This is a genomic window from Aminobacter sp. 01T433 (assembly GCF_056398585.1).
This window is the reverse complement of the sequence record NZ_JBFTPR010000005.1, coordinates 301,950-326,707: the sequence shown is the minus strand read 5'-3', so window position 1 is coordinate 326,707 and position 24,758 is coordinate 301,950. Positions and strand designations below refer to the sequence as shown.

General features: G+C 63.3%; 20 protein-coding genes and 1 pseudogene. 11 read left to right on the top strand and 10 right to left on the bottom strand.

Annotated features, from left to right (window positions below):
- The first annotated feature begins 79 nt into the window (after nucleotides 1–79).
- From AC1DLV_RS10935 to AC1DLV_RS10920, 4 genes are all read left to right on the top strand, one after another.
- On the top strand, nucleotides 80–3,952 hold the full coding sequence (locus AC1DLV_RS10935; protein WP_476800085.1) for an autotransporter domain-containing protein: 3,873 nt from the start codon (nucleotides 80–82) through the stop codon (nucleotides 3,950–3,952).
- Nucleotides 3,953–4,296: 344 nt separating this feature from the next.
- Nucleotides 4,297–7,191 carry an autotransporter outer membrane beta-barrel domain-containing protein gene (locus tag AC1DLV_RS10930; RefSeq protein ID WP_476836163.1) on the top strand — a complete coding sequence of 965 codons (2,895 nt, stop codon included), beginning with the start codon at nucleotides 4,297–4,299 and terminating at the stop codon, nucleotides 7,189–7,191.
- 239 nt (nucleotides 7,192–7,430) lie between these two features.
- Nucleotides 7,431–10,775, top strand: a complete 3,345-nt coding sequence (locus AC1DLV_RS10925) for an autotransporter outer membrane beta-barrel domain-containing protein (RefSeq protein ID WP_476799540.1) — start codon at nucleotides 7,431–7,433, stop codon at nucleotides 10,773–10,775.
- Nucleotides 10,776–10,934: 159 nt separating this feature from the next.
- Nucleotides 10,935–11,621, top strand: coding sequence for a nitroreductase family protein (locus tag AC1DLV_RS10920; protein ID WP_476799539.1), 687 nt, complete (start codon nucleotides 10,935–10,937; stop codon nucleotides 11,619–11,621).
- A gap of 15 nt (nucleotides 11,622–11,636) precedes the next feature.
- Here AC1DLV_RS10920 and AC1DLV_RS10915 read toward each other — a convergent pair whose 3' ends face one another.
- On the bottom strand, nucleotides 11,637–13,442 hold the full coding sequence (locus AC1DLV_RS10915; RefSeq protein WP_476836162.1) for an ABC transporter transmembrane domain-containing protein: 1,806 nt from the start codon (nucleotides 13,440–13,442) through the stop codon (nucleotides 11,637–11,639).
- Nucleotides 13,443–13,630: 188 nt separating this feature from the next.
- On the opposite strand from AC1DLV_RS10915, the gene rpmE reads away from it, so the two are divergent.
- Entirely contained in the window at nucleotides 13,631–13,852 is a 222-nt protein-coding gene (rpmE, locus tag AC1DLV_RS10910) for a 50S ribosomal protein L31 (protein ID WP_476799537.1), read from the top strand.
- 229 nt (nucleotides 13,853–14,081) lie between these two features.
- Here rpmE and AC1DLV_RS10905 read toward each other — a convergent pair whose 3' ends face one another.
- A complete protein-coding gene (locus tag AC1DLV_RS10905) occupies nucleotides 14,082–14,696 on the bottom strand; it encodes a TetR/AcrR family transcriptional regulator (protein WP_476799536.1) in 615 nt (204 codons plus the stop codon).
- Between the two features lie 92 nt (nucleotides 14,697–14,788).
- On the opposite strand from AC1DLV_RS10905, the gene AC1DLV_RS10900 reads away from it, so the two are divergent.
- On the top strand, nucleotides 14,789–15,649 hold the full coding sequence (locus AC1DLV_RS10900; RefSeq protein ID WP_476799535.1) for an NAD(P)H-binding protein: 861 nt from the start codon (nucleotides 14,789–14,791) through the stop codon (nucleotides 15,647–15,649).
- The gene (locus AC1DLV_RS10895) at nucleotides 15,646–16,131 is read left to right on the top strand and encodes an anthrone oxygenase family protein (RefSeq protein ID WP_476799534.1); all 486 of its coding nucleotides are present in this window, start codon (nucleotides 15,646–15,648) and stop codon (nucleotides 16,129–16,131) included. Before AC1DLV_RS10900 ends, AC1DLV_RS10895 begins: the two co-directional genes overlap by 4 nt.
- 33 nt (nucleotides 16,132–16,164) lie before the next feature.
- Here the strand turns inward: AC1DLV_RS10895 and AC1DLV_RS10890 are convergent, their stop codons facing one another.
- The 5 genes from AC1DLV_RS10890 to AC1DLV_RS10870 form a co-directional block, all read right to left on the bottom strand.
- A complete protein-coding gene (locus tag AC1DLV_RS10890) occupies nucleotides 16,165–17,241 on the bottom strand; it encodes a D-alanine--D-alanine ligase family protein (protein WP_476799533.1) in 1,077 nt (358 codons plus the stop codon).
- 105 nt (nucleotides 17,242–17,346) lie between these two features.
- Nucleotides 17,347–17,649, bottom strand: a complete 303-nt coding sequence (locus AC1DLV_RS10885; RefSeq protein WP_476799532.1) for an Rdx family protein — start codon at nucleotides 17,647–17,649, stop codon at nucleotides 17,347–17,349.
- A complete protein-coding gene (locus tag AC1DLV_RS10880; protein WP_476799531.1) occupies nucleotides 17,646–18,410 on the bottom strand; it encodes an RDD family protein in 765 nt (254 codons plus the stop codon). The genes AC1DLV_RS10885 and AC1DLV_RS10880 overlap by 4 nt, the downstream gene beginning before the upstream one ends.
- Nucleotides 18,411–18,522: 112 nt before the next feature.
- Entirely contained in the window at nucleotides 18,523–19,272 is a 750-nt protein-coding gene (locus AC1DLV_RS10875) for a YebC/PmpR family DNA-binding transcriptional regulator (protein WP_476799530.1), read from the bottom strand.
- Nucleotides 19,273–19,438: 166 nt separating this feature from the next.
- A complete protein-coding gene (locus AC1DLV_RS10870; protein ID WP_476799529.1) occupies nucleotides 19,439–20,140 on the bottom strand; it encodes a glutathione S-transferase family protein in 702 nt (233 codons plus the stop codon).
- A 128-nt stretch (nucleotides 20,141–20,268) separates the two neighbouring features.
- Here AC1DLV_RS10870 and AC1DLV_RS10865 point away from each other — a divergent pair, with 128 nt between their 5' ends.
- Nucleotides 20,269–20,613 (top strand): winged helix-turn-helix transcriptional regulator, encoded by a 345-nt coding sequence (locus AC1DLV_RS10865; protein WP_476781924.1) that lies wholly within the window; start codon nucleotides 20,269–20,271, stop codon nucleotides 20,611–20,613.
- Between the two features lie 32 nt (nucleotides 20,614–20,645).
- Here the strand turns inward: AC1DLV_RS10865 and AC1DLV_RS10860 are convergent, their stop codons facing one another.
- Nucleotides 20,646–20,969: an ArsR/SmtB family transcription factor gene (locus AC1DLV_RS10860; protein WP_476799553.1), complete on the bottom strand. Its 324-nt coding sequence runs from the start codon at nucleotides 20,967–20,969 to the stop codon at nucleotides 20,646–20,648.
- A gap of 50 nt (nucleotides 20,970–21,019) precedes the next feature.
- Here AC1DLV_RS10860 and AC1DLV_RS10855 point away from each other — a divergent pair, with 50 nt between their 5' ends.
- The 3 genes and pseudogenes from AC1DLV_RS10855 (at nucleotide 21,020) to AC1DLV_RS10845 (ending at nucleotide 22,913) form a co-directional block, all read left to right on the top strand.
- Nucleotides 21,020–21,502 carry an SRPBCC domain-containing protein gene (locus AC1DLV_RS10855; protein ID WP_476799528.1) on the top strand — a complete coding sequence of 161 codons (483 nt, stop codon included), beginning with the start codon at nucleotides 21,020–21,022 and terminating at the stop codon, nucleotides 21,500–21,502.
- 25 nt (nucleotides 21,503–21,527) lie between these two features.
- Complete coding sequence (locus tag AC1DLV_RS10850) at nucleotides 21,528–21,890, top strand: VOC family protein (protein WP_476799527.1); 363 nt, start codon at nucleotides 21,528–21,530, stop codon at nucleotides 21,888–21,890.
- Between the two features lie 36 nt (nucleotides 21,891–21,926).
- Nucleotides 21,927–22,913, top strand: a pseudogene (locus AC1DLV_RS10845) (DUF1194 domain-containing protein).
- 87 nt (nucleotides 22,914–23,000) lie between these two features.
- Here AC1DLV_RS10845 and AC1DLV_RS10840 read toward each other — a convergent pair.
- Together AC1DLV_RS10840 and AC1DLV_RS10835 are read right to left on the bottom strand one after the other, a co-directional pair.
- Entirely contained in the window at nucleotides 23,001–23,762 is a 762-nt protein-coding gene (locus AC1DLV_RS10840; RefSeq protein ID WP_476799526.1) for a TerC family protein, read from the bottom strand.
- Nucleotides 23,763–23,925: 163 nt separating this feature from the next.
- Nucleotides 23,926–24,750 (bottom strand): TIGR00282 family metallophosphoesterase, encoded by an 825-nt coding sequence (locus AC1DLV_RS10835; protein ID WP_476799525.1) that lies wholly within the window; start codon nucleotides 24,748–24,750, stop codon nucleotides 23,926–23,928.
- Nucleotides 24,751–24,758 lie beyond the last annotated feature (8 nt).

Sequence of the window (24,758 nt, the reverse complement as noted above, 5' to 3'; positions counted from 1 at the left end):
CGATGGCTGCAACCGGACGCTTGGCGGCGAAGCAAGTGTCCGGTCCTGGTGATGCAGAATTCCGCCTGATGGGACCGACATGCCGACAAGACATCATGCAAGACACGCCTTTTCCGGCGTGTCCCTGATTGCCCTTTCGGCTTTCGCGCCGCCGGCACTTGCCGCCACCTTCACCGTCACCAACGAAACTGAGCTTGCTGCTGCGATCAGCACCGCAAACAGCAATGGCGATGCGTCGAACACCATCAATGTCAGTGCCAACATTACCCTGACCGCACCGCTGCCGCCGCTCGGCCTGCGCGATGCCGCCGGCGCGCCGCAGGCCACCAAGCCACTCACCGTCAACGGCAACGGCAACACTATCAGCGGTGGCAACACCCAGCGCATCTTCTTCGCCAATTCAGGCGAGATCGCCATCAACGACGTCACCCTCGCCGATGGCCGTGCCAAGGGCGGCGATGGCGGCACTGGTAACGTCGGCGAGTCCGGCGGCGGTGGCCTCGGGGCGGGCGGCGCGCTGTTTGTGCGCGGCGCCGACGCTGGCGCCGGCACCGGCGCTTCTGTCACACTTTCCGGCGTTTCTTTTGACGGCAACCGGGCGGTTGGCGGCAATGGTGGAGCAGACAACGTGCAGGGCATAGCCAGCGGCATAACGGGCGGCGGCGGCGGTCTGGGGGGGAGTGGTGGCAGTACATCTGCCTTCTCACCAGGCAGTGGCGGCGGCGGCGGCGCGTTCGCGGATCAGCACGGCAATTCAGCTGGTGTTGGTGGCGGCATCAATGGTGGTTCTTCGGGAACGCCGGGCAGTCTCCCGGGCACGCCGGGGGGCGATTTGTCGGGCGGCGGCGGCGGCGGAAATGACGGCGCTAGTGGCGGCTATCGCGGCGGTAGTGGCGGCGGTGGCGGCTATGGCGGCGGTGGCGGCGGGAGCGGCGGTCGCGCTGATGGTGGCGGCTTCGGCGGCTTCGGCGGTGGCGGCGGCGGCGGCTTTGGCGACAGCGACAGCGGCGGCAGCGGCGGCTATGGCGGCGGCGGCGGCGCGGGCCTAACCAGTGGCGGCAACGGAGGCTTCGCTGCTGGCAATGGCGGTTCTGGCCACGGTCGCTCGGCAGGCGGCGGCGGCGGCGCGCTTGGCGGCGGGCTGTTCGTTGCCGACGGTGCTTCGCTGACAATCGTCAGCGGTGCGATTTCAGGTGGAGGTGTCACCGCCGGTGTTGCCGGTGCCGTGAGTGGTTCCGACGGTGCCTTGCCGACCTCCGGCCAGGCGGCCGGTTCCGGCATGTTCCTGAAAGGTAGCGGTACGGTCACTTTTTCGCCCACAGCCGGTAAAGCGGTGACTATTTCGGACGTGATCTCTGACGAACAGGGCTTCCTCGCCGCAAATTCCGGCTATGCCGCGCCGTCGGGGTTCACCGCCGGGGCATGGGGCATGAAGAAGACCGGCGCCGGCACACTCACGCTTTCGGGCGCCAGCACCTACAGCGGTGGCACCACCTTGTCCCAGGGCACGCTCAGTCTTGGCCACAACAAGGCACTGGGCAGCGGCGCAGTTGTCGCCGCCAACGGCACGATCACCGACATCCAGAATGGCGTCGACATCTCGAATGCGCTGACCATCGACCGGAATCACGCCATCAACGTGGGTACCGGCGCCGGCACCTATTCGGGGGTGATCTCCGAAGCCAGCTCGGCCTCCGTGTTGCGCAAGATTGGCGCCGGCACGCTCACGCTGTCGGGCACCAACACCTACACCGGCGGCACCTGGATCGAAGCCGGCACGCTTGCCATTGCCAATGCCTCGGCTCTGGGGTCGGGAAGTGTCGGCATCGACGGCGGCAAGCTGTTGGGCACTGTCGATATGGTGCTTACCGGCATCTCCATTGGCAAGACCGGCACGATCGCCGCCGCTGCCGGCACGACATTGACCCTGGCGGACGGCTTCGCTTTCTACGATGCGACCGTGACATTTGGCAGCCCTACCGATAGCGGCACCATCTTGTATGGGGGTCCCCATATGGTATCGACCGGCATCAAATCGGTTGTGGTTGCCGGCGGCACCCTCAAGGCCGAGGGCAACAGCAACCTTGGTGCTCTGACCCTGTCCGCGGCCTCGACGACGGTGCAGTCTGGTGCCACCCTCGACTTCAACGGGGTCAGATTGGGCGGCAATCCAATCAACAATCTGCTAGGCGCAGGCATCGTTACTGACAGCGCCGATATCAGCATCTTCAGCGGCGATTTCGGCGGTGCGATCACCGGTGCGGCGGGCCTGGTCAAGAAGACCTCGGGCACCCTCACCCTGTCAGGCACCAGCACCTACACCGGCGGTACCAGCGTCGACGCCGGAACGCTGATCGTCGGCGTTGGCGGTGTCGGCTCGATCCTCGGCCCGGTCGAGGTCATGTCGGGCGCGCGGCTTGGCGGCAGCGGCACGATCGGCGGCAATGTCACGGTGCTGGCCGGCGCCACCCACGGCGCCGGCAATTCGGTCGGCACCCAGACCATCAACGGCAACTACGCCAACCATGGCATCCTCGAGGTCGAGGCGACGCCGACCGGTGCCGACAAGCTGATCGTCAATGGCACCGTGGACATCTCGGGTGCGACGCTCAACCTTTTGCTGTCGCCGCCGGCCAATGCAGCCTGGGGTCCCCTCAATGGGCCTTTCACTCTCATCGCCAATGACGGTGGCGATGCGGTGACCGGCACTTTTGCCTCCGTCGGCGACCTCAACAGGCTGATCTTTCTCCGTCATCTCATCGGTTATACCGGCGGCGACGGCAACGACGTGACGCTGACGCTCACGCGCAACGATTTGACGCTTGCCAATGTCGGGCAAACCCGCAACCAGATTGCGACCGGCGCCGCTGTCGATGGCATGGCCGCCGACGCTCCGGTAGCGACAGCTTTGCTTATGTCGACCAATGAAGACGGGGTACGCGGGGCTCTCGATCAGCTTTCCGGCGAGGTTCATGCCTCGCTTTCAGGCGGCTTCACCGAAGCCAGCGGCCAGTTGCGCGACGCAGCCTCCAACCGCATCCGCTCGGCCTTCGGCGATGTCGCTGCACCCGACCTGCCGGTCATGTCCTATGGCGAAGGTGGGCTTGAACTGGTCGCGGCGGACAGCGACCGCTTCGTCGTCTGGGGCCAGGCGCTGGGCAATTGGGGCTCGGTTGACGGCGACAGCAATGCCGGCGGCTTCGACCATTCGAGCGGCGGTCTGGTTGCTGGCGGCGATACCATCGTCGGCCGCGACTGGCGGCTTGGCCTGCTTGCCGGCTACAGCAGCACCAGCTTTGATACCGACGATGGGGCTTCCTCCGGCAACAGCGACAATTTCCATGTCGGTGTCTATGGCGGCCGCCATTTCGGCGCCGTTGGCCTGCGCGCCGGTGCTGCCTATACCAGGCATTCGATCGACACGACCCGTACAGTGTCGTTCCCCGGCCTGAATGAAACGCTGAAGGCCGACTACGACGCGGGCACCGCACAGGTCTTCGTCGAGGCCGGCTACCGGACCGACAAGGGCCGCGTTGCCTTCGAGCCTTTCGCTGGCCTCGCCTATGTCTCGACCTCGACCGACGGCTTCACCGAAACCGGCGGTTCGGCCGCACTGACCAGTGCTGACCAGAGCTTCGACAGCACGACGACAACGCTTGGCCTGCGCGCCGCAACCGACTTCAACCTCGGCGACGCCAAGGCGACGGCGCGCGCTGGCCTGGGCTGGCGGCATGCCTTCGGCGATGTCACGCCCGCTTCCGCGGTGGCCTTTGCCGGTGGCGACAGCTTCACCGTCTATGGCGCGCCGATCGCCCGCGACGCGATGTTGGTCGAAGCCGGCCTCGACTTCGCCATCGCGCCCAAGGCCAATCTCGGCCTAAGCTACACCGGCCAGATCGCCAACGGCGCCCGTGACCACGGCGTCAAGGCAAGCCTCGGCGTCAAGTTCTAAGACAGGGGGAGGCGGAAGCGCCCGTTCCGCCTCCGTCGCCTTCGCCGGCGCAATTTCATGCCATCGCGTTTGTCATCGAGTTGCAATGGCGAGTCTATCCGGCGGTTGCATCAGTTGTCCCAGGTTGAGTTTTCCACCGCTAATATTTTGTATTGCTGCATAAGCTTGGCTGTTCTAATGAAAAGCTATTGTTAAGTTTTGGGTAGGGATTGGGGTCCCTGCGCAGTGCTTTTGCCCGTTAGGGTGCGCGTATCAGTGGTGGGGACATAATGCATTTTTTTGGCCGCAGCTTTGCTGCGCGGACTCGTTTTGACGTTTCTCTGGCAACCAATCCATCTTCTACCTTGAACCGACCAATCGCCCGTCTCACAGCCTTGCGAGCTGGCACAGCGCTGGTGACGCTCGGCGCTCTGGCGGTGGTCCTGAGCGCCGCGTCGCCTTCGCTTGCGGCCGATCAGTACTGGGATGGAGGGCAGGCTGGTTCTGCCAACAACCAGGTGGATGGCGGCGCTGGCACTTGGGGCGGCAGCCGCTCCAACTGGACCAACGTGACCGGCACCAATAGTCAGACGTGGGTTTCCGGAAATACGGCAAACTTCGGCGGCGTGGGGGGACACGTCGGAGTCGAAGGGCACCAGAATTTCGACACCCTTCGTTTCACAGCCAACGGTTATAGGCTTACGGCTACAGCTTCCGACTCGCTCACTCTGGCGCCGGCAGGCGGGACGGCGACGATCAATGTGGGCACTGGCGTTGCCACCGAGATCGGAATGATCGTGAAAGGCTCGGCTGGACTCAACATCGGCGGCGGCGGCACGTTGAAGTTCAGCGATTGGACAAACACATATACGGGTGCGACCACGATCGGTGCTAACACCACTCTCCAGTTGGTCCGCAACAGCACCATCAGCGCCTCAAGCGGCCTGACTGTCCATGGTATTTTCGACATTTCGACGACAGCTGGCGGCGCGAGCATCAAGGCTCTGGGCGGAGCCGGTGAGGTTGTGCTTGGGGGCAAGCCTTTGTCGATCACGGCGGCCAATGGGATCTTCTCGGGAGGGATCTCAGGCAGCGGCGGTATCAACGTCGCTGGTGGGACACAGATTTTCACCGGGAACAACACCTTCACCGGAAACACCGGCATCTTCAGCGGCGCGACGCTGCAGCTGGGAGCTGGTGCCACGACAGGTTCGGTTGGCGGCGCGATCAACAACTACGGCACAGTGATCTTCGATCGGTCCGATGACGTTACCTTTGCTGGCCAAATCAACAGTGCTGGCTCGTTCCAGCATGTCGGCGGCGGCAAGTTGACCCTTATCGGCGCTGGCAATAGCGGCAGCGGCACGGCCACTGTGCTGATCTCTAACGGCGGTACGCTCCAGTTTGGCGACGGCGGGGCAAGCGGTTGGCTGGGTGGGGGTGATGGCAAGATCACCATCGAAGCTGGTAGCAAGCTGATTTCCAACATGTCCAATGGCCTGGGCAACCTGCCGCAGAAGGTTAAGCTCGCCGGTGCGGGTCAGTTCTTCAAGCAGGGATCGGGCACAATCACTCTGAGGGGCGACAGCTCCGCATTTGCCGGCGAAACCTTCGTGAATGCCGGCATGCTGAATGTCGGTTACAAGGGCATCGGCACGCTGGCTGGGCCAGTCTCTGTTGACTCTGGCGCGAAGTTTGGCGGCAGCGGCACGGTTGTTGGCAATGTGACAATTGCTGCTGGTGCGACGCATCGTGTTGGTGACACGGTGCCTGTTACTCCGGTGGCGGGGCTTGTCCAGACCCAGACCATCAACGGCAACTACGTCAATCACGGCACTCTCGAAATTGAGGCAACGCCTGGCGGTGCCGACAAGCTCACGGTCAATGGCACGGTCAACATATCGGGCGCCAAGCTCAACCTGCTGATGTCGCCGCCGACCAACACGAGCTGGAACCCGACAAGCGGTCCGTTCACACTGATCCAGAATGACGGTTCGGATGCGGTAACGGGCACTTTCGCCTCGGTCGGCAATCTCAACAACCTTCTCTTCCTCGATCATTCCATCAGCTACGCTGGCGGCGATGGCGGCAACGATGTGACGCTGACGCTGACGCGCAACGACGCGTCGCTTGGCAGCGTCGCGCAGTCGCCCAACCAGGGTTCCGTCGCCGCTGCTATCGGCAGCCTGCCGGAGAACAATCCCGTCCGCGCCGCCTTCACCATGTCGACCAATGAAGACGAAGCCCGCGACGCGCTCAACCAGCTCTCTGGCGATGTGCATGCCTCGGCCAGCGGCGGTTCGACGCAAACGAGCCAGTTCCTCGGCGAGTTCGCCAATGACCGGGTGCGCTCGGCCTTCGGCGATGTCGCCGCACCCGACCTGCCGGTCATGGCCTATGGCGATGGTGGGCCCGAATTCGTCGCCGCCGATAGCGACCGCTTCGTCGTCTGGGGTCAGGCGCTCGGCAATTGGGGCTCGGTCGACGGCAACAGCAATGCCGCCGGTTTCGACCATTCGAGCGGTGGTCTGGTTGCCGGCGGCGATACCATCGTCGGCGGCGACTGGCGACTTGGCCTGCTTGCCGGCTACAGCCGCACCAGCTTTGATACCGACGATGGGGCTTCCTCCGGCAACAGCGACAATTTCCATGTCGGTGTCTATGGCGGCCGCCACTTCGGCGCCGTTGGCCTGCGCGCCGGTGCTGCCTATACCAGGCACTCGATCGACACGACCCGCACAGTGTCGTTCCCCGGCCTGAATGAAACGCTGAAAGCCGACTACGACGCAGGCACCGCACAGGTCTTCGTCGAGGCCGGCTACCGGACCGACAAGGGCCGCGTTGCCTTCGAGCCTTTCGCCGGCCTCGCCTATGTCTCGACCTCGACCGATGGCTTCACCGAAACCGGCGGTTCGGCCGCACTTACCAGTGCCGACCAGAGCTTCGACAGCACGACAACAACGCTTGGCCTGCGCGCCGCAACCGACTTCAACCTCGGCGACGCCAAGGCGACGGCGCGCGCTGGCCTTGGCTGGCGGCATGCCTTCGGCGACGTCACGCCTGCTTCCGCGGTGGCCTTTGCCGGCGGCGACAGCTTCACCGTCTACGGCGCGCCGATCGCCCGCGACGCGATGTTGGTCGAAGCCGGCCTCGACTTCGCCATCGCGCCCAAGGCCAATCTCGGCCTAAGCTACACCGGCCAGATCGCCAACGGCGCCCGCGACCACGGCGTCAAGGCAAGCCTCGGCGTGAAGTTCTAAGCTCGTCGGCGGCTTTATCTTTTCTGGGCGGCAGGCAGGCATGTGGCGAGCTAGTCAGCCCGACCGCTCTGATGTCGAGCGACGGCCTCGCGGACGTTGCCCTGCCAAAGTAATTGTTTTTGATTAGCACCCAATAATAGCGCGGGCCTCGACCTTCACAGTCAAGCAGTTGTCGTTTAGGTGTCGTTTATTCATTTCATGTGCTTGCGTCAGGGGTTGACGGCGGCGGGGAGCAGATAGTGCCTACCATTTTGTCCACGACGCGCGCCCTGTCGGGCGTGTCGCTCCTTGTCTTGTGCGTTTTTCTGCAGCCTGCATGGGCCGATCCGGTGGTTCTCCTGGACGGCCAAAATATCACCACTGACCTTCCCTTCGATCCGTTTCAGGAATTCGTCGTCGGCGCCGGTGCCACCGGCACCTATTCGGGCAAGATCTACGAATCTGGCGAAACCGGCTACATCCGAAAGACCGGCGCTGGCACGCTCGTCGTCACCGAGAACAGCAATAGCTTCAGCTCCGGTGCCACCATCAGTGCCGGCACCATCCGCGTGACTGGCAATTCGGTTCTCGGCATGGGAACCATCACGCTCGACGGCGGCACGCTGCAGGCCGGTGCCGCTGGGCTTAGCCTCGTCAATCACACCATCCAGTTCACATCGGCAGGCGGGGCGATCGATACCGGCGCCTTCGATCTGACGACCCACGCCCAGATGATCGACGGCGATGTCCCGATGGGTACCTTCACCAAGCTTGGCAGCGGCGCGCTGATCCTCACTAACGAGTACGGCTTCAGCAATTACGCCACCGCGACGAACATCGCGCAGGGTAAGATCGTCGCCGGCAAGACGAACGTCTTCAGCGCCAACAGCGGCTACACCGTGGCGAACGGCGCCTCCTTGGTGCTGAGCAACTACAACCAGGCGATCGGCTCTCTGGCCGGTGCGGGTACGGTTGAGCTTGGCAGTGCGACGTTGACAACCGGCGCCGACAACAAGACCACCGCCTTTTCCGGCGAAATCTCGGGAACCGGCAAGCTGGTCAAGACTGGCAGCGGAACCCAGACGCTGACCGGAACGAACACCTATAGCGGTGGCACCACGATCAATGGTGGCACGATCGCCATCGGCAATGGCTCGGCCTTGGGGGCAGGATTGGTCAGGCTCAGCGGCGGCGCTCTTCTGAGTACAGCCGATATGTCATTGAACAACGCCGTCAGCATCGAAATTGGCCAGACCGGCACTGTCGCCGCTGCTGGCGGTACTACGTTGACCCTGACGGCCACTCTGGTTGCGAATTCCAACGCAAATTTGGTCTTCGGCAGCCCAACCGATACCGGCACTATCTTGATGTCAGTTTCTCCGGGTTTTGCGCCCGCCGCTCCGGGCGCGATGCTGGTCGCGGGGGGCACGCTCAAGGCGAGCAACACTAGTCTTGGTGTGCTGACCGGAAACATGACTTCAACGACTGTGGCATCAGGCGCCACACTCGACTTCAACGGTCAAACCGGTCTTGGCGCCACCATCCGAAATCTGCAGGGCAGCGGAATCGTCACAAACAGCTCTGAGCTTACGGTGTCCCGCGGCAACTTCGGCGGCATGATCACCGGTGCAGCCGGCTTGATCAAGAACACTGCTGACACGCTCACGCTGACCGGGACCAACACCTACACTGGCGGCACGGCGATCGCCGGCGGTACACTCTCGGTGTCGGCCGATAGAAATCTCGGCAATGCCGCCGGCGCATTGAGCTTCAACGGCGGCATATTGCAGGTGACCGGCACTGGCTTTGCCGGCACGAGCCGCGCCATCAGCTTGGGTGCTGATGGCGGCAGCTTTGATATCGTTGATGCGGCCAACACGTTCGCTGTGAGCCAGGCGATCAGCGGCCCCAGCGGAAAGCTGGTCAAGGCCGGCGCCGGTACGTTGAAGCTGACCGGTGCCAACACTTACACTGGCGGCACGACAGTTGATGCCGGTACGCTGATCGTCGGTGTCGGCGGTTCGGGCTCGATCCTGGGCCCGGTCGAGGTGAAGTCAGGCGCGCGGCTTGGTGGCACCGGTACGATCGGCGGCAATGTCACCGTGCTGGCCGGCGGCGTCCATGGCGCCGGCAACTCGATTGGCACCCAGACGATCAACGGCAACTACGTCAACCACGGAACTTTGGAGGTCGAGGCGACGCCGGCTGGTGCCGACAAGCTGGTTGTCAATGGCACCGTTGATATTGCGGGCGCCAAGCTCAACCTGCTTATGTCGCCGCCGACCAACACGAGCTGGAACCCGACAAGCGGTCCGTTCACACTGATCCAGAATGACGGTGCGGATGCGGTCACGGGCACTTTCGCCTCGGTCGGCAATCTCAACAACCTTCTCTTCCTCGATCATTCTATCAGCTATGCTGGCGGCGATGGTGGCAACGATGTGACGCTGACGCTGACGCGCAACGACGCGTCGCTTGGCAGCGTCGCGCAGTCGCCCAACCAGGGTTCCGTCGCCGCAGCTATCGGCAGCCTGCCGGAGAACAATGCCGTCCGCGCCGCCTTCACGATGTCGACCAATGAAGACGAAGCCCGCGACGCTCTCGACCAGCTCTCTGGCGATGTGCATGCCTCAGCCAGCGGCGGTTCGACGCAAACGAGCCAGTTCCTCGGCGAGTTCGCCAATGACCGGGTGCGCTCGGCCTTCGGCGATGTCGCCGCACCCGCTTTGCCAGTCATGGCCTATGGCGATGGTGGGCCCGAATTCGTCGCCGCCGATAGCGACCGCTTCGTTGTCTGGGGCCAGGCGCTCGGCAATTGGGGCTCAGTCGACGGCGATAGCAATGCCGCCGGCTTCGACCATTCGAGCGGCGGTCTGGTTGCCGGCGGCGACACGATCGTCGGCGGCGACTGGCGGCTTGGCCTGCTTGCCGGCTACAGCCGCACCAGCTTTGATACCGACGATGGGGCTTCCTCCGGCAACAGCGACAATTTCCATGTCGGTGTCTATGGCGGCCGCCACTTCGGCGCCGTTGGCCTGCGCGCCGGTGCCGCCTATACCAGGCATTCGATCGACACGAGCCGCACAGTGTCGTTCCCCGGACTGAATGAAACGCTGAAAGCCGACTACGACGCGGGCACCGCACAGGTCTTCGTCGAGGCCGGCTACCGGCTCGACAAGGGTCGCGTTGCCTTCGAGCCTTTCGCTGGCCTCGCCTACGTCTCGACCTCGACCGACGGCTTCACTGAAACCGGCGGTTCGGCCGCACTGACCAGTGCCGACCAGAGCTTCGACAGCACGACAACAACGCTTGGCCTGCGCGCCGCAACCGACTTCAACCTCGGCGACGCCATGGCGACGGCGCGCGCTGGCCTGGGCTGGCGCCATGCCTTCGGCGAGGTCACGCCCGCTTCCGCGGTGGCCTTTGCCGGCGGCGACAGCTTCACCGTCTACGGCGCACCGATCGCCCGCGACGCGCTGTTGGTCGAAGCCGGTCTCGACTTCGCCATCGCGCCCAAGGCCAATCTCGGCCTGAGCTACACCGGCCAGATCGCCAACGGCGCCCGTGACCACGGCGTCAAGGCAAGCCTCGGCGTGAAGTTCTAGGACATGAATCGCCAGGCGGGCACTCAAAGCCCGCCTGGCGTTCAATTCATCTAGAGGTCTTCTGGTTTTCAGCACTCGCGTCGGTGATTGACGGTGCCGGCTATTTTGTCGAATGTCGGCGCTTGCTGCCTTTAGTCACTCTCGCTGCGAGTTGCTTCGATGAATGCTCCCGTTGCTCAATACCGCACCGTTCCGCTGCCCGATTACAAGGAAATACCGGTCGAGGAGATGCGGGCCGGGGCTCAGTCGTTCTACGACGAGATCAGGACGCGCCATACGGTGCGCGATTTCTCGACACGGCCGGTGCCGCGCGACATCATCGAGACCTGCATTCTCGCGGCTGGCACCGCACCCAACGGCGCAAACCACCAGCCCTGGCATTTCGCCGTCATCGGCAACGCCGACATCAAGCGCCAGATCCGCGAGGCGGCGGAGATCGAAGAGCGTGCCTTCTACGAGGGTCGCGCCGGCGAGGAGTGGCTCAAAGCCCTGGCGCCGCTCGGCACCGATGCTTCAAAACCGTTCCTGGAAGAGGCGCCGTGGCTGATCTGCGTCTTCGGCGAGCGCAAGAGCCGCTCGGCCGATGGTGTGACGCGCAAGAACTATTACGTGCCCGAATCGGTCAGCATCGCCACCGGTTTCCTGATCGCGGCACTGCATCGCGCTGGCCTGGCGACGCTCACGCACACGCCCAACCCGATGAGCTTCCTCAACGAGATCTGCGGCCGCGACCCGCACGACAAGCCCTACATCCTGATGGTCGTGGGCTATCCCAAGGAAGACGCCACGATCCCCGTGCACGCCATGGCAAAGCGCCCGCTGTCGGAGATCGCAACGTTCCTGTGAGTCTGGTTAGCCAGCCTATTCGGCAGCGCCCTTGAAGGCGTCGGCGCCGGTGTCGAACTGCAGCTTGGCCAGGCGCGCATAGATCCCGCCCTTGGCGACAAGGCTTGCGTGCGTGCCTTCCTCGACGATCGCGCCGCCATCCATGACCAGGATGCGGTCGGCCTTGAGAACCGTCGCCAGACGGTGCGCGATGACGATGGTGGTGCGGCCCTGCATCAGGTGCTCGAGCGCGATCTGCACCTGTCTTTCGCTGTCGGCGTCGAGCGCCGAGGTCGCTTCGTCGAGCAGCAGGATCGGTGAGTCGCGCAGAATGGCGCGCGCGATGGCCACGCGCTGGCGCTGGCCGCCGGACAGCGTCACGCCGCGTTCGCCGACTTGCGTCTCATAGCCGTCCTGCAGTTTTTCGATGAAGCCATCGGCAAGGGCAGCCTTGGCTGCGGCCTCGATCTTGGCGCGTGATGCGCCGGGCCGGCCAAAGCCGATGTTTTCCGCCGCCGTGCTGGCGAATATGGTGACGTCTTGCGGCACGATCGCGATGCGGTCGCGCACGGCTTGCGGATCGGCCTTCTGGAGGTCGACGCCGTCGATCAGTACCGCGCCAGCCTCGGGATCGTAAAACCGCAGCAGCAGCGAAAAGACGGTGCTCTTGCCCGCGCCTGACGGCCCGACGATGGCGACCGTCTCGCCAGGCTTAACCGTGAAGCTCAGACCGTGCACCGCGGCCCGGTCGGGCCGGACAGGGTAGGAGAAGGTCACGTCGCGGAATTCGATCGCGCCGCTGCTCTTGGCGGGCAGGGCGACCGGCGAGGCGGGGGCTGCGACGGTCGGCTTTTCAGCCAGGATCTCGGTGATGCGCTCGGCGGCACCGGCAGCGGAACTCAAATCGCCCCAGACCTCCGACAGGCTGCCCATGGCACCGGCTGCAAACACCGAATAGAGCAGGAACTGGCCGAGCGTGCCTGGCGACAATGTGCCATCGAGCACGTCGCGCGAGCCGAACCACAGCACCGCCACGACCGAAGCGAAAATGATGAAGATCGCAAAAAAGGTCAGCACCGCGCGCGCCAGCACCGAGGAGCGGGCAGCGGCGAAGGCCGTCTCGACAGCGGCGGCAAACTTGCCCGTGACCAGTCTTTCATTGGTGAAGGCCTGAAGCGTGCGGATCGCTCCGATCTGCTCGCTGGCGAAGGCTGTGGCGTCGGCAAGCGTATCCTGCGCTGCGCGCGACTTGCGCCGCACCGAGCGCCCGAAGGCGACCAGGGGCACCACGACCAGCGGGATGGCCGCAATGACAAGGCTGGACAGTTTGGGGCTCGTTACCACCATCATGGTCAGCGCGCCCAGGCACAATATGAGGTTGCGCAGCGCAACTGATGCCGTGGCACCTACGGCCGACTTGATCTGGGTGGTGTCGGCGGTGAGCCGCGAGACGATCTCGCCCGACATCGCCGTGTCGAAGAAGGCGGGAGACAGCGAGGTGACATGGGAAAAGACGTCGCGGCGGATGTCGGAGACGACGCGCTCGCCCAGCGTGATGACGAAATAGTAGCGGCAGGCCGAGGCGAGTGCGAGCAAGGCTGCAATCCCCACCAGCATGGCGAAATATTTGGCGATGAAGTTCGAATCGGCGCTGGAGAAGCCGTGGTCGATCATACGGCGCACGGCGATCGGCAGCGTCAGCGTGGTGACGGCGGCTGCCACCAGCGAAATGATGGCGCCAATCACCAGCCTGGGATAGCGGTAGACATAGGGCGAGAGCCGGCTCAGCGGGCGCAACGAACGCCGGCGCTCTTCGTTTGCGGCCGTTGTGGTGTTCGCCATCGTGTTTCCTTCTCGGTCGCGGCCCATTTGCCGGCTGCGCGGCCTTGTGATTCGAAATCGGCTGATGTATAGGCACGCCGACCGTTTCTGAAGCCGTGGCCTATCTAGCCGTGGCTTCGAATTTTCGAAAGAGGCGCATCGCCGCAGGATACCTGCGCAAGCCGCGCCATGACAGCAGGAACAGAGCGATGAAAGCCGATATCCATCCCGACTACCACGCCATCAAGATCGTCATGACCGATGGCACCGACTACATGACCCGCTCCACCTGGGGCAAGGAAGGCGATACGATGAACCTCGATATCGATCCGTCCACGCACCCGGCCTGGACCGGCGGTCACCACAACCTGCTCGATCGCGGCGGCCGTCTGTCGAAGTTCAAGAAGCGCTACGAAGGCCTCGGCATCTAAGCCGACCCGTTTCGCTCGTTATCGAAAACCCGCCCTTGTGGCGGGTTTTTTGTTGCTGGCGGAGCCGAACAACTCGCGTCGGTTTATGCTGCCCCTCACCCTTACCCTCTCCCCGCGCGCGGGGCGAGGGAGGCGTCGACGTTGCGGCCAGCCTCCTTCTCCCCGTCCTTACGGGGAGAAGGTCCGGCAGGGGATGAGGGGCGGTGCAAAGCTGACCGGAAAGCGCGCCCTAAGCGAGCGCCTCGATCTCCCGCAGCGCCATCGCCTTGTAATCGGCCACGAGCAGATCGCCTTCGGCGCGCTCGACTGAAATGGCCAGCCGCATGGTCGCTTCGCCCAGCGACATGATCAGGAAGGCTTTGCGCTCAACCTCCGTCGCATCCGCCTCTGGTTCTACGCGTAGCCATGCCTCGGCCAACAGCGCACCGTTGGCGCGGCTGTCGCGGAGGTCGATGTCGCGCAGTGCCTTGTCGGCCTGGGTGCCCGACCAGATGTCGCGCATGACAGGCTCGGCGAGGAAGATGCCGTAATAGGTATCGATCAGTTCGCCGAAGGCGGCGATGAGCCCCAGCGTGTCGTGGATGCCAGCAAGGCCGTCGGCGATGCAGGCGCGGCCTTCGGCATTGTAGCGCTCGGCCAAGGTGCGGATGATCGCGCCCTTGTCGGGAAAATACTGGTAGAGCGAGCCGATCGACACGCCGGCGCGTTCGGCCACTTCCCCCATCCGCATCGCATCGCTGCCGCCCTGCGAGATCAGCGCGCGCGCCGCGTCGAGCATGCGTTCGACGCGTTCCTGGCTGCGCTTCTGGCTCGGCGCGCGGCGCAGGGCTTTGTTCTCTTCCACAATTTCCACGGCATCCGGCCCGAAACGATTCTGCTTGACGGTCATAATATGAGGGTTTATCACATTTGCAAATGTGAGGAATACTCACGTTTATGAAGGAGGCCAAAGTGAACGTTACCGAACACACCACGAAGCCCATTCTCATCCTTGGCGGAACCGGCAAGACCGGCCGCCGCATAGCCGAGCGCCTCGCGGCACGGGGGCACCCCGTCCGTATCGGCTCGCGTGGCAACACCCCCTCCTTCGACTGGGAAGACCGCGCCACCTGGGCGCCGGCGCTCGATGGCGTCAACGCCGCCTATATCTCCTACTTTCCAGATCTCGCTGCACCGGGTGCCGCCGAGGTCGTAGGCGCATTCGCCGATCTTGCGGTCGACATGGGTGCGAGCCGTCTCGTTCTGCTGTCAGGTCGTGGCGAGGCCGAGGCCCAGCAGGCGGAGGAGATGGTGAAACAATCCGGCGCCGACTGGACCATCCTGCGCTGCAGCTGGTTCGTCCAGAATTTCAGCGAGGGTTTCCTGCTCGACGCAGTGCTGGCAGGCGAAGTGGCGTTGCCGGTGGGCGCTGTCGGCGAGCCCTTCATCGATGCCGACGACATCGCCGATGTCGCGGTGGCAGCATTCACCAACGATCGCCACATCGGCCAGCTCTACGAGCTCACCGGCCCGCGCCTGCTGACCTTCGCGGAGGCGACCACCGAAATCGCCAAGGCGAGTGGCCGCGACATCCGCTTTATCAAGGTGACGCCTGAGCAGTTCGCGGCAAACCTTGCCGACCAGCAGCTGCCGCCTGATCTCATCGCCTTGCTGATGATGCTGTTTATTGAGGTGTTGGACGGCCGCAACGCGCATCTGTCTGAGGGTGTTCAGCAGGCACTGGGGCGGCCCGCGCGCGACTTCAGCGACTATGCCAAGGCAGTCGCCGCGTCAGGCGTGTGGGGAGGCGCACAATGATCGCGCTGTTGTTCACCGCACTCGTCTTTGTCGCAGCACTTGGCAGTGGCATCGCGGCTGGCCTGTTTTTCATCTTCTCCAACACCATCATGGCGTCCTTTGCCCGGCTGCCCGCCGCCCAAGGCATCGCCGCCATGCAGCAGATCAACGTCACCATCATCAACCCGCTGTTCATGGCGGTGTTCATGGGTATGGCGGTCCTGTCGCTGGTGCTTGCCGCCAAGGCGATCTTCGGCTGGAGCGAGGCGGGTGCGGCCTGGCTGCTCGCCGGCAGCGTCGCCTATCTCCTGAGCTGCTTCCTGGTGACGGTGGTGTTCAACGTGCCGCTCAACGATGCGCTCGCCGCGGTCGATCCCGCAAGCGCCGAAGGTGCTGCGATGTGGGCGCGCTATCTCAAGGAGTGGCTGCCGTGGAACCATGTCCGTGCGGTCGCCTGCCTCGTGTCGCTGGCGTCGTTCGTCATGGCCTTCCGCGCCGTATAGACAAAAGGCCGGGATGACCCGGCCTTTCCTGTCTCAAGCCTGGCGCTTCCAGCGCGCCACGGCATGTTCGATCAGCTTCCCGACGAGATCGGGATAGGACACGCCGGAGGCCGCCATCGTCTTTGGATACATGCTGATGTTGGTGAAGCCGGGGATGGTGTTGACCTCGTTGACCAGTGCGGCGCCATCCGCCTTCACGAAGAAGTCGACGCGCGCCATGCTCTCGCAGCCGAGCGCCAGGAAAGCAGCGCGGGCGACCTCCTGCAGCTTGGCCGTGGCCGCCTCGGGTAGTTCCGCCGGGATGCGCAGGGCAGCTCCATCGGCATCGATGTACTTGGCCTCGTAGGTGTAGAAGCCGTGGCTCGCCGCCGGCGCGATCTCGCCCGGTACGGAAACGGAGAGCTGGCCGTCGGGCGCCTCGAGCACGGCGAACTCGACCTCGCGGCCGGCAACGAACTCCTCGATCAGCACCTTGCGGTCATACTTGAAGGCCTCGGCCAGCGCCTTGTCCAGCTGCTCCGCAGTCTCCGCCTTGCTGACGCCGACAGATGAGCCTTGCCGCGCAGGCTTGACGAAAACCGGTAGCCCGAGCTCGGCCTTGATGACGTCGAAAGAGGGGAGGTCGCCGAAATGCACGGTCACGCCACGCGCCACCGGCACCCCGGCTTGGTTCATCAGCCGCTTGGCCACGTCCTTGTCCATGGCGTTGGCCGAGCCGAGCACGCCGGAGCCGACATAAGGAATGTCGGCCACCTCGGCGAGACCTTGCACCGCGCCATCCTCGCCGAACGGGCCATGCAGCACCGGAAACAGCACATCGACCTTTGGCAGTTCGAACGGCGTTTTGCCGGCGGGCAGGGCGACCAGCCGTCCCTTGCCGCCCGGCACCAGCGCCACCTCGGAGCCATCGGTGGGCACGGCCCTGGGTAGCGCGCCGTCGTTGTCGAGTTCGGCCAGGAACCAGCGCCCGTCGCGGGATATGCCGATGGGCACCACCTCGTATCTGGAGGCGTCGATCGCCTTGACGACGTTGCTTGCCGACATGAGCGAGACGTCGTGCTCGGAGGAGCGTCCGCCGAAAAGAACTGCGATGCGTGGTCTTGTTGTCATGGATGCTTTCCGCTCTGTGCCCCCTGCGACCGAGCCGTCCCACGGCGCGAGTCAATGTCCTGATTGCGCAGCAAATCGATCTTATCTGTGGCGCGGTTTTGCGACTCAGCCCGGGTCCTTGGACTTGTGGCCCTTGCGGTCGGAATGGCCGAGATCGCGCTCGGGGTCGATCACATCGCGCACCAGCTGCTTGAGTTGGGCGGCGTCTGGAAAGCCGCCATCGCGCTTGCGGTCCCAGATCAGCTTGTCGTTGCAGGTCACCGTGAAGATGCCGCCGGTGCCGGGCACAAGCGCCACCTCGCCAAGCTCGGTCCCGAAGGTCGACAACAGCTCCTGCGCCATCCAGCCGGCGCGCAGAAGCCACTTGCACTGGGTGCAGTAGGTGATGCGGATCTGGGGGAGGGTCATCCTGTCCTCAATACGCTCGTTCCAGCGATGCGGTCATAGATCGGATCGCGCTTCTTGGAAACCGAAACGATGATCCAGATGAACCATGCGATCTCGATCAGCAAGGCAACGGCGAATGCAAGCCAGAAGCCGCTGCCTGACATCGCGTTGAGCGGATCGTCGCTGAGAAACAGGACCTTGATCATCACGAGGAATGCCGGGATCGTGCCAATCCACATCGCCAATTGCCTGGTGATGGCCTTGCGCAACGGGATGCCAATTTGAGAGGGCGCGGCGGTGTCGACCGTTCTCATCCCAAGGAGACGTTTGCCGACCGTTGCGCCGCGCCGCCATTCCATCGAAATCACGTAGACCAGCAGCGCCAGCATGGCCACCCAGGTCATATCGAACGGGGACGTTGGATTGCCATCCGCATCAAGCGCGTAGGTCAGGAACCGGCCGGTCGTCGTATTGCCCTGTTCGACAACCGTGCCGACCGACAGCGTGCGCGACGTCTCGAAGCCGAAAAGGCTGCCGCGGCATTCGGTGATCGAATTGATGCTTGCCGGGGGCGGCGGCTGCAAGCCCTCGGGCAGATGGTCGATCGTCGCGCAGATCCTCGTGGTGATGCCGAAGTTGCTCTGGACCGCGCCATTGGTCTGCGCGAACAAGATCGCCACCAGGATTTGCAAGGGGAGCAATATGATGATCGAGTCGATCAGCAACGCGCCGACGCGCCGCCAAAAACCCGCCCGCACTGGAGCGCTCTCGGTACTTGTCATCTGGATAGTCCCCCTCACCGAAAATGAGGCTTAACCATCCATTTTGGAAATGCAATTGGCGCCCCTCGGCAATCTCCGAAAGGCGCCAATCAGATTACGAACAAGATGTTGGTTACGCCGCGCTGAGCTTGGCCAGCGTTGCTTCGTCGACTTCGAAGTTGGCATAGACGTTCTGCACGTCGTCGTCGTCTTCGAGCGTGCCGACCAGCTTCATCAGCGACTGGGCGCGCTCTTCGTCGACTGGGATGTTGTTCTGCGGCTTCCAGATGATCTTCACCGACTCGGCATCGCCGAGCGAGCTTTCCAGCGCCTTGGAGACTTCGCCGAGGTTTTCGAAAGCGCAGGTGATGGTGTGGCCGTCTTCGTCCGACTGTACGTCATCGGCACCGGCTTCGATGGCGGCGTCCATGACCTTGTCGGCGTTTCCGGCCTTGGCGGCATAGACGATCTCGCCGACGCGGTCCCACATGAACGATACCGAGCCGGTTTCGCCCATCGCACCGCCGGCCTTGGTGAAGGCGGCGCGCACGTTGGAGGCGGTGCGGTTGCGGTTGTCGGTCAGTGCTTCGACGATCAGGGCGACACCACCGGGGCCATAACCTTCGTAGCGCACTTCTTCATAATTCTCGGCGTCGCCCATCGAGGCCTTGGAGATGGCGCGCGCGATGTTGTCCTTGGGCATCGACACGGCCTTGGCGTTCTGGACGGCCAGGCGCAAGCGCGGGTTCATCGTCGGGTCGGGCACGCCGGTCTTTGCGGCAACGGTGATTTCGCGCGCGAGCTTTGAGAACATCTTGGACCGCACCGCGTCCTGGCGGCCCTTGCGGTGCATGATGTTCTTGAACTGTGAATGGCCGGCCATGGGACCCCTGTTTGTCGCTTCGGCAGTGTTGGAATGGGCCGCGTTATAGATAAATCGGCTCAATACGTCCAGCGTTTGGCCTTTGCCGAATGCGCGAAAACGTGACTCTACCCTGCTGCGCCCATCAAGAACCCTCCCGCAACGACCGCTGCGGGAGGGCAAGACGTTATGCGGCGATGCGCGGCGTAAGCTCGTCGATGCTCGCATGCCCATGAAAGCCACCAGTCGAGGTCGCCGGCGTCTCGTCTTCGATGGCGTGGGCGAAGATCACAGCCGGGTCGGCTTCGAGCTTAGCCATATGCTGGTGCAGGCGTGGATACTCCTTGGCGAGATCGAACAGGCCAAGGTCCTCGCCCCAGCGCGCGATGCCGATGAAATAGGCGTCGGCTACGGTCTTGTGGTCGCCGACCAGCCATTCGCGACCTTCGAGCACGGATTGCAGATAGGCATAGTCGCTGGCGGCCTTTTCACGCGCCATCTTGCGCAGCAGTTCGCGGCCGGCCTCGTCGTTCTTGTCGAGCTTGAAGGCATTCCAGGCATAGCCGAGATCGGAGTGGAACGAGGTGTGCAAGTAAGCCAGCATCCAGTTCAGCTCGTCGAACTCCTTGCTGCCCTGGGCGAAGCCAAGCCCCTTGTCGAGGCCGCGGGCGGCGATGTTGTGCAGGATCGCCAGGCTTTCAGTCAGAGGCCTGCCGTCTGTCGTGATCATTGCCGGCGTCTGGCCGAGCGGGCTGATCTTCTCGAAGCCGGGCGAGTCTTCCAGCATGTCGATGCGGTGCAGGCGGTAGGGCTGGCCGAGCCATTCGAGCGCCACGATAGAGCCGAACGAGCAGCCATGCGGCACGCCGTAAAAGAGTACAGGTTCCATGTCTTGTCCTTTTGATATCGGACCGCGAAATATTCGCGGCATGGCACGAAACCTATGCATTGCATTCGCGCTAACAAGTACATACAATTTTGTAAGGTACTGACTTCAAAGTAAGAATTGAGGATTTTATGGCGAAGACGCAGCCAGAAAGTTGCGGCCTCGGTCCGGCCTTCCAGGTCATTGGTGGCAAATGGAAGGCGCTGATCCTGTGGTTGGTCCACACTGAGCCGCGCCGCTTCGGCGAGCTGAAGCGGCTTGTGCCCGACATCAGCGAAAAGATGCTGATCCAGCAGCTGCGCGAGATGGAGGCCGACGGGCTGGTTCATCGCGAGGTGTTCCCCCAGGTGCCGCCGCGGGTCGAATATTCGGCCACCGAACTCGGCATCTCGCTCGACAATGCGCTCGGCCCGCTCGCCAATTGGGGCAAGGAGCACGGCGCTGCCATCGAGGCACGCAAGGCGAGTGCTGCCTGACTTAGCGCGCCCCTGGTGGCGCGCCAGCGTCGTCAGCCCTCGAGTTCGCGCTTCAGCCGGTCGAGAATGCTCATCGCATGAGTGGCGTATTCGCTGATCCAGCGGTCGTGGACCTGCTTGATCGGCAGTGAATTGAGATGGTTCCAGCGTTCGCGGCCTTCGCGCCTGGCGACCACCAGATCGGCTTCCTCCAGAACCTTCAAATGCTGCATCACCGTGCAGCGGTCCATGTCGGGAAATGCGTCGCACAGCATGCCTGTGGTCTGCGGCGCGTCTTTCATGCGGTCGAGCAATTCGCGCCTGCGCTGGTGGGCGAGGGCCTTGAAAACACGGTCGTCTTTCGCTTCGCTTGACATGTTATAAAAATATAACATATGTTTCGATCATGCAAGCAGGAGGATCAAAAATGTCTGTTGGATTCAGGGTTTCCGGCCGCATCGGCAAGCCGGTGGCCGAGGTTTTCGACGCGGTGGTCAATCCCACCAAGCTCAGCGGCTATTTCACCACGTTGGGCGGGGCCAGCGCGCCATTGGTCGCTGGTACGACCGTCACCTGGTGGGGCTCGGTGCCGGTCGAAGTCGACGAGGTCGTGCCCGAGCGTCGCATCGTCTTGCGCTGGGACGGCAGCGGCCCGACCGTCAAGCCGGCCTACAAGACCCGCATCGAAATGAATTTCGAGCCGCTCGACGACGGCGGCACCTTCGTCACCATCGCCGAGGAGGGCTGGCGCGAGGACGTTGCCGGGCGAAAGTCGTCCTATGGCAATTGTGAGGGCTGGTCGCAGATGCTGTCGGCCATGAAGGCCTATGTCGAATACGGCATCAATCTTCGCGAAGGTTTTTATCCCAGCGAAATGCGCGGCGAACTGCCGACGTCGGACTGCAAGTGAATTCGGGACTTTTCAGGAGGAAGATATGACAGTGCAGATCAAGGGCGGCATCAACATCGCGATGAAAGTGCCCAGCCATCAATATGAGGCAACTATCGCCTTCTATCGCGACACGGTCGGCTTGACGCCCATCACTGAAAAGGCGCCGGCGGTCGGCTTCAAGCTCGGTCCCAACCAGCTCTGGATCGATGAGGCACCAACCATGAGCCAGGCCGAGGTCTGGCTGGAGCTGTTCACGCCTGATTTCGCCGGCACACTCAAGCAGCTCGGCGATGCCGGGGCGGTGCGGTGCGACCCGATCGAGCCGCTCGGCGACGACTTCCGTGGCGGCTGGATCATGAACCCGGCCAACATCGTCCACATGGTGCGCGAACCCGACGCCTGGTGAGCAGGGGCGTCTCTAGAAATTGCATCCGGCGGCGAGATGATGCGCTGCCGGATTTCTTCGAAGATCAGTCCTTTTGGCCTCCTGCTGCCTGCGCCGCTTGTGCTGCGGCATGTTCAGGCCTTCGACGACGGCGGAAAAGCCCATCGCCGCGTGGAGGTAGCTCCTTCGGTCACCTGTCGGATGTTCGCAATGTGGCGTAGCATCCGACGTGGTCACCCGAGGGATTGGGGGGCATTCATGGGCGTGGAGCGGTTTCGTACCACGACAGGGGGCGGCCCAGCAGTGCTGGCGACGGCTCGCCCGCTGGCCATGCTCGCCGCCTTGACACCGCTTTGGGCTTCACCGTCACGCGCCGCCGAAGTTGACACCGCGATCGTGTTCGCGGTCGATGTCTCCGCATCCATCGATCCCGCCACCGCCGACCTGCAACGCGAGGGCCATGCCGCGGCAATCTCCGCACCCGAGGTCATCGCAGCCATCGCCCGCACCTCTACCGGCTGCATAGCGGTCACCTATGTCGAATGGTCGAGCCGCGGACAAATGCGCTCAGTGGTGCCGTGGACTAGCATATGCGGATCCGATGATGCCCAGGCGGTGGCATTTGTCATCCGCAAGGAGGGCGATAGGGGCTACGGATGTAATTCCTACTGCGCGACTTCCATTTCCTTTGCCATCGACTTGGGCGACCTGCTGTTCGACAGATACGGTGGAAATGCCTCCAGCAAGATCATCGACATCTCGGCCAATGGCACCAACAATGACGGCTTGCCCGTTGAAGTGAGCCGACTGAGGGCAATCGCCAAAGGATGCACGATCAACGCTATCGCTCTGCCGGAATTGGTTCGTGGCATTCCGCATGATCTCACGTAATATTTCGCCGACAACGTGATTGGTGGTCCAAACGCGTTCGTCACTCCCCTCACGACCTCCAACGACTACACCGTGGCGCTTCGGTGGAAGCTGGTGAAGGAGATAAGCCTGTCCACCAAGCTGTCAGGCAAGGACATGCTCGCCCATCGTTGATCTCGGCCGTGAGTGGGATGCGTGGTGATCGAGCAAGGTCGCAAAGTGCCGGCGACGGACGCAATGCCCGCCGCCGGCCATTCAAGCCTAGTGCTTGTCGGCGTCCAGCTGCCTGCGGCGGTTGCGCTGCAGCATGTTGAGGCCTTCGACCAGGGCCGAGAAGCCCATGGCCGCGTAGATGTAGCCCTTGGGCACATGGTAGCCGAAGCCGTCGGCGATCAGCGTCATGCCGATCATCAAGAGGAAGCCCAGCGCCAGCATGACGATGGTCGGGTTCTTCTCGATGAATTTGGCAAGCGGAGCGGCTGCCAGCATCATCACGGTCACTGCGACGATGACGGCGATGTACATGATGCCGATCTCGTCGGTCATGCCAACGGCGGTGATGATCGAGTCGACCGAGAACACCAGGTCGAGCAGCAGGATCTGGAAGATCGCCGCGCCCATGGAAAGCTGCAGCGTGCGCGACACGATCTCGTCCTTGTGGTCCTCGGGATCGACCGAGTGGTGGATTTCCTTGGTCGCCTTCCACACCAGGAACAGGCCGCCGGCGATCAGGATCAGGTCGCGCCAGGAAAAGCCGTGGCCGAAAGCGGTGAAGATCGGTTCCTTGAGGGCGACGATGAAGGAGATGGTGGCCAGCAGCAGCAGCCGCATGATCAGCGCGGCCGAGATGCCGAGACGCCGTGCCTTGGCGCGCTGGGCCTCAGGCAGCTTGTTGGTCAGGATCGAGATGAAGATCAGGTTGTCGATGCCGAGCACGACCTCGAGTGCAATCAGGGTCAACAGCGCCACCCAGGCGGTCGGGTCGTTGACGAAGCTGAAATACGGCGCCAGGAATTCGATCATCTATGGGTCCCCGTTGTTCTTCTAGACAGCAATCGAGCGGCCGCGAGGCCGCTCTTGCAAAAATCGCAGTGCCCAAGCGTCACGCCTCAAAGGGGAGGCGCAGCGCTCTAACATTTGCTGACGTGTCGCGGGCAAGTAGGTATCCACTTGCCCCTCGTCAATGTCAGGACCAGAAGGAGGGTACGGTTTCTTCGAGCCGGGGGCCGCGACGCAATGGCGCAACGCGTTCGGCAAGGCCGGTGCGGTCGGAGATGTCGACGCCGACACCACAGATCGTCGCCGGCCCGTTGGCCGCCTCGAAGCGGCCTTTCGGCACCTTGGACAAGAAGCGGTTGAGCGGCTCTTCCTTGTCCATGCCGAGAGAGGAATCATAGTCGCCGCACATGCCGGCATCGGTCAGATAGGCGGTGCCGCCATTGAGGATCTGATGGTCGGCTGTGGGCTGGTGGGTATGGGTGCCGACAACGAGGCTGGCGCGACCGTCGACGAAATGCGCAAAGCACATCTTCTCGCTTGTCGCCTCGGCGTGGAAGTCGATCACCACCGCATCGGCCTGTTCGCCAAGCGGGCAGGCGGACAGTTCGCGCTCGCCGGCCTGGAACGGGTCGTCGAGCTCGGGATGCATGAACACCCGGCCCATGATGTTGGACACCAGAACGCGCGCGCCGTTCTTGGCGATGAACAGCCCCGAGCCGCGGCCCGGCGTGCCCTTGGGAAAATTCGCCGGGCGCAAGAAACGCTCCTCGCGCGGCGCGAAGGCCAGTGCCTCGCGCTGGTCCCAGACGTGATTGCCAGTGGTCACCACGTCGGCGCCGGCATTCAACGTCTCGCGAAAGATCTCTTCGGTGATGCCAAAGCCGCCGGCGGCGTTTTCGCCGTTGACGATGACAAAATCGAGCCGGAAATCCGAAATCAGCCCAGGCAGCTGGTTCCACACCGCAGTGCGTCCAGCCTTGCCCACCATGTCGCCTAGAAAAAGAAGTCTCATGAAATCAT

Bases quoted from the DNA above. Each gene is read 5' to 3' on its own strand.
- AC1DLV_RS10885 (WP_476799532.1), bottom strand. From the start codon at position 17,649: ATGACCCTCCCCCAGATCCGCATCACCTACTGCACCCAGTGCAAGTGG.
- AC1DLV_RS10850 (WP_476799527.1), top strand. From the start codon at position 21,528: ATGACAGTGCAGATCAAGGGCGGCATCAACATCGCGATGAAAGTGCCC.
- AC1DLV_RS10835 (WP_476799525.1), bottom strand. From the start codon at position 24,750: ATGAGACTTCTTTTTCTAGGCGACATGGTGGGCAAGGCTGGACGCACT.
- AC1DLV_RS10895 (WP_476799534.1), top strand. From the start codon at position 15,646: ATGATCGCGCTGTTGTTCACCGCACTCGTCTTTGTCGCAGCACTTGGC.
- AC1DLV_RS10865 (WP_476781924.1), top strand. From the start codon at position 20,269: ATGGCGAAGACGCAGCCAGAAAGTTGCGGCCTCGGTCCGGCCTTCCAG.
- AC1DLV_RS10880 (WP_476799531.1), bottom strand. From the start codon at position 18,410: ATGACAAGTACCGAGAGCGCTCCAGTGCGGGCGGGTTTTTGGCGGCGC.
- AC1DLV_RS10870 (WP_476799529.1), bottom strand. From the start codon at position 20,140: ATGGAACCTGTACTCTTTTACGGCGTGCCGCATGGCTGCTCGTTCGGC.
- AC1DLV_RS10860 (WP_476799553.1), bottom strand. From the start codon at position 20,969: ATGTCAAGCGAAGCGAAAGACGACCGTGTTTTCAAGGCCCTCGCCCAC.
- AC1DLV_RS10840 (WP_476799526.1), bottom strand. From the start codon at position 23,762: ATGATCGAATTCCTGGCGCCGTATTTCAGCTTCGTCAACGACCCGACC.
- rpmE (WP_476799537.1), top strand. From the start codon at position 13,631: ATGAAAGCCGATATCCATCCCGACTACCACGCCATCAAGATCGTCATG.
- AC1DLV_RS10920 (WP_476799539.1), top strand. From the start codon at position 10,935: ATGAATGCTCCCGTTGCTCAATACCGCACCGTTCCGCTGCCCGATTAC.
- AC1DLV_RS10890 (WP_476799533.1), bottom strand. From the start codon at position 17,241: ATGACAACAAGACCACGCATCGCAGTTCTTTTCGGCGGACGCTCCTCC.
- AC1DLV_RS10935 (WP_476800085.1), top strand. From the start codon at position 80: ATGCCGACAAGACATCATGCAAGACACGCCTTTTCCGGCGTGTCCCTG.
- AC1DLV_RS10915 (WP_476836162.1), bottom strand. From the start codon at position 13,442: ATGGCGAACACCACAACGGCCGCAAACGAAGAGCGCCGGCGTTCGTTG.
- AC1DLV_RS10875 (WP_476799530.1), bottom strand. From the start codon at position 19,272: ATGGCCGGCCATTCACAGTTCAAGAACATCATGCACCGCAAGGGCCGC.
- AC1DLV_RS10900 (WP_476799535.1), top strand. From the start codon at position 14,789: ATGAAGGAGGCCAAAGTGAACGTTACCGAACACACCACGAAGCCCATT.
- AC1DLV_RS10855 (WP_476799528.1), top strand. From the start codon at position 21,020: ATGTCTGTTGGATTCAGGGTTTCCGGCCGCATCGGCAAGCCGGTGGCC.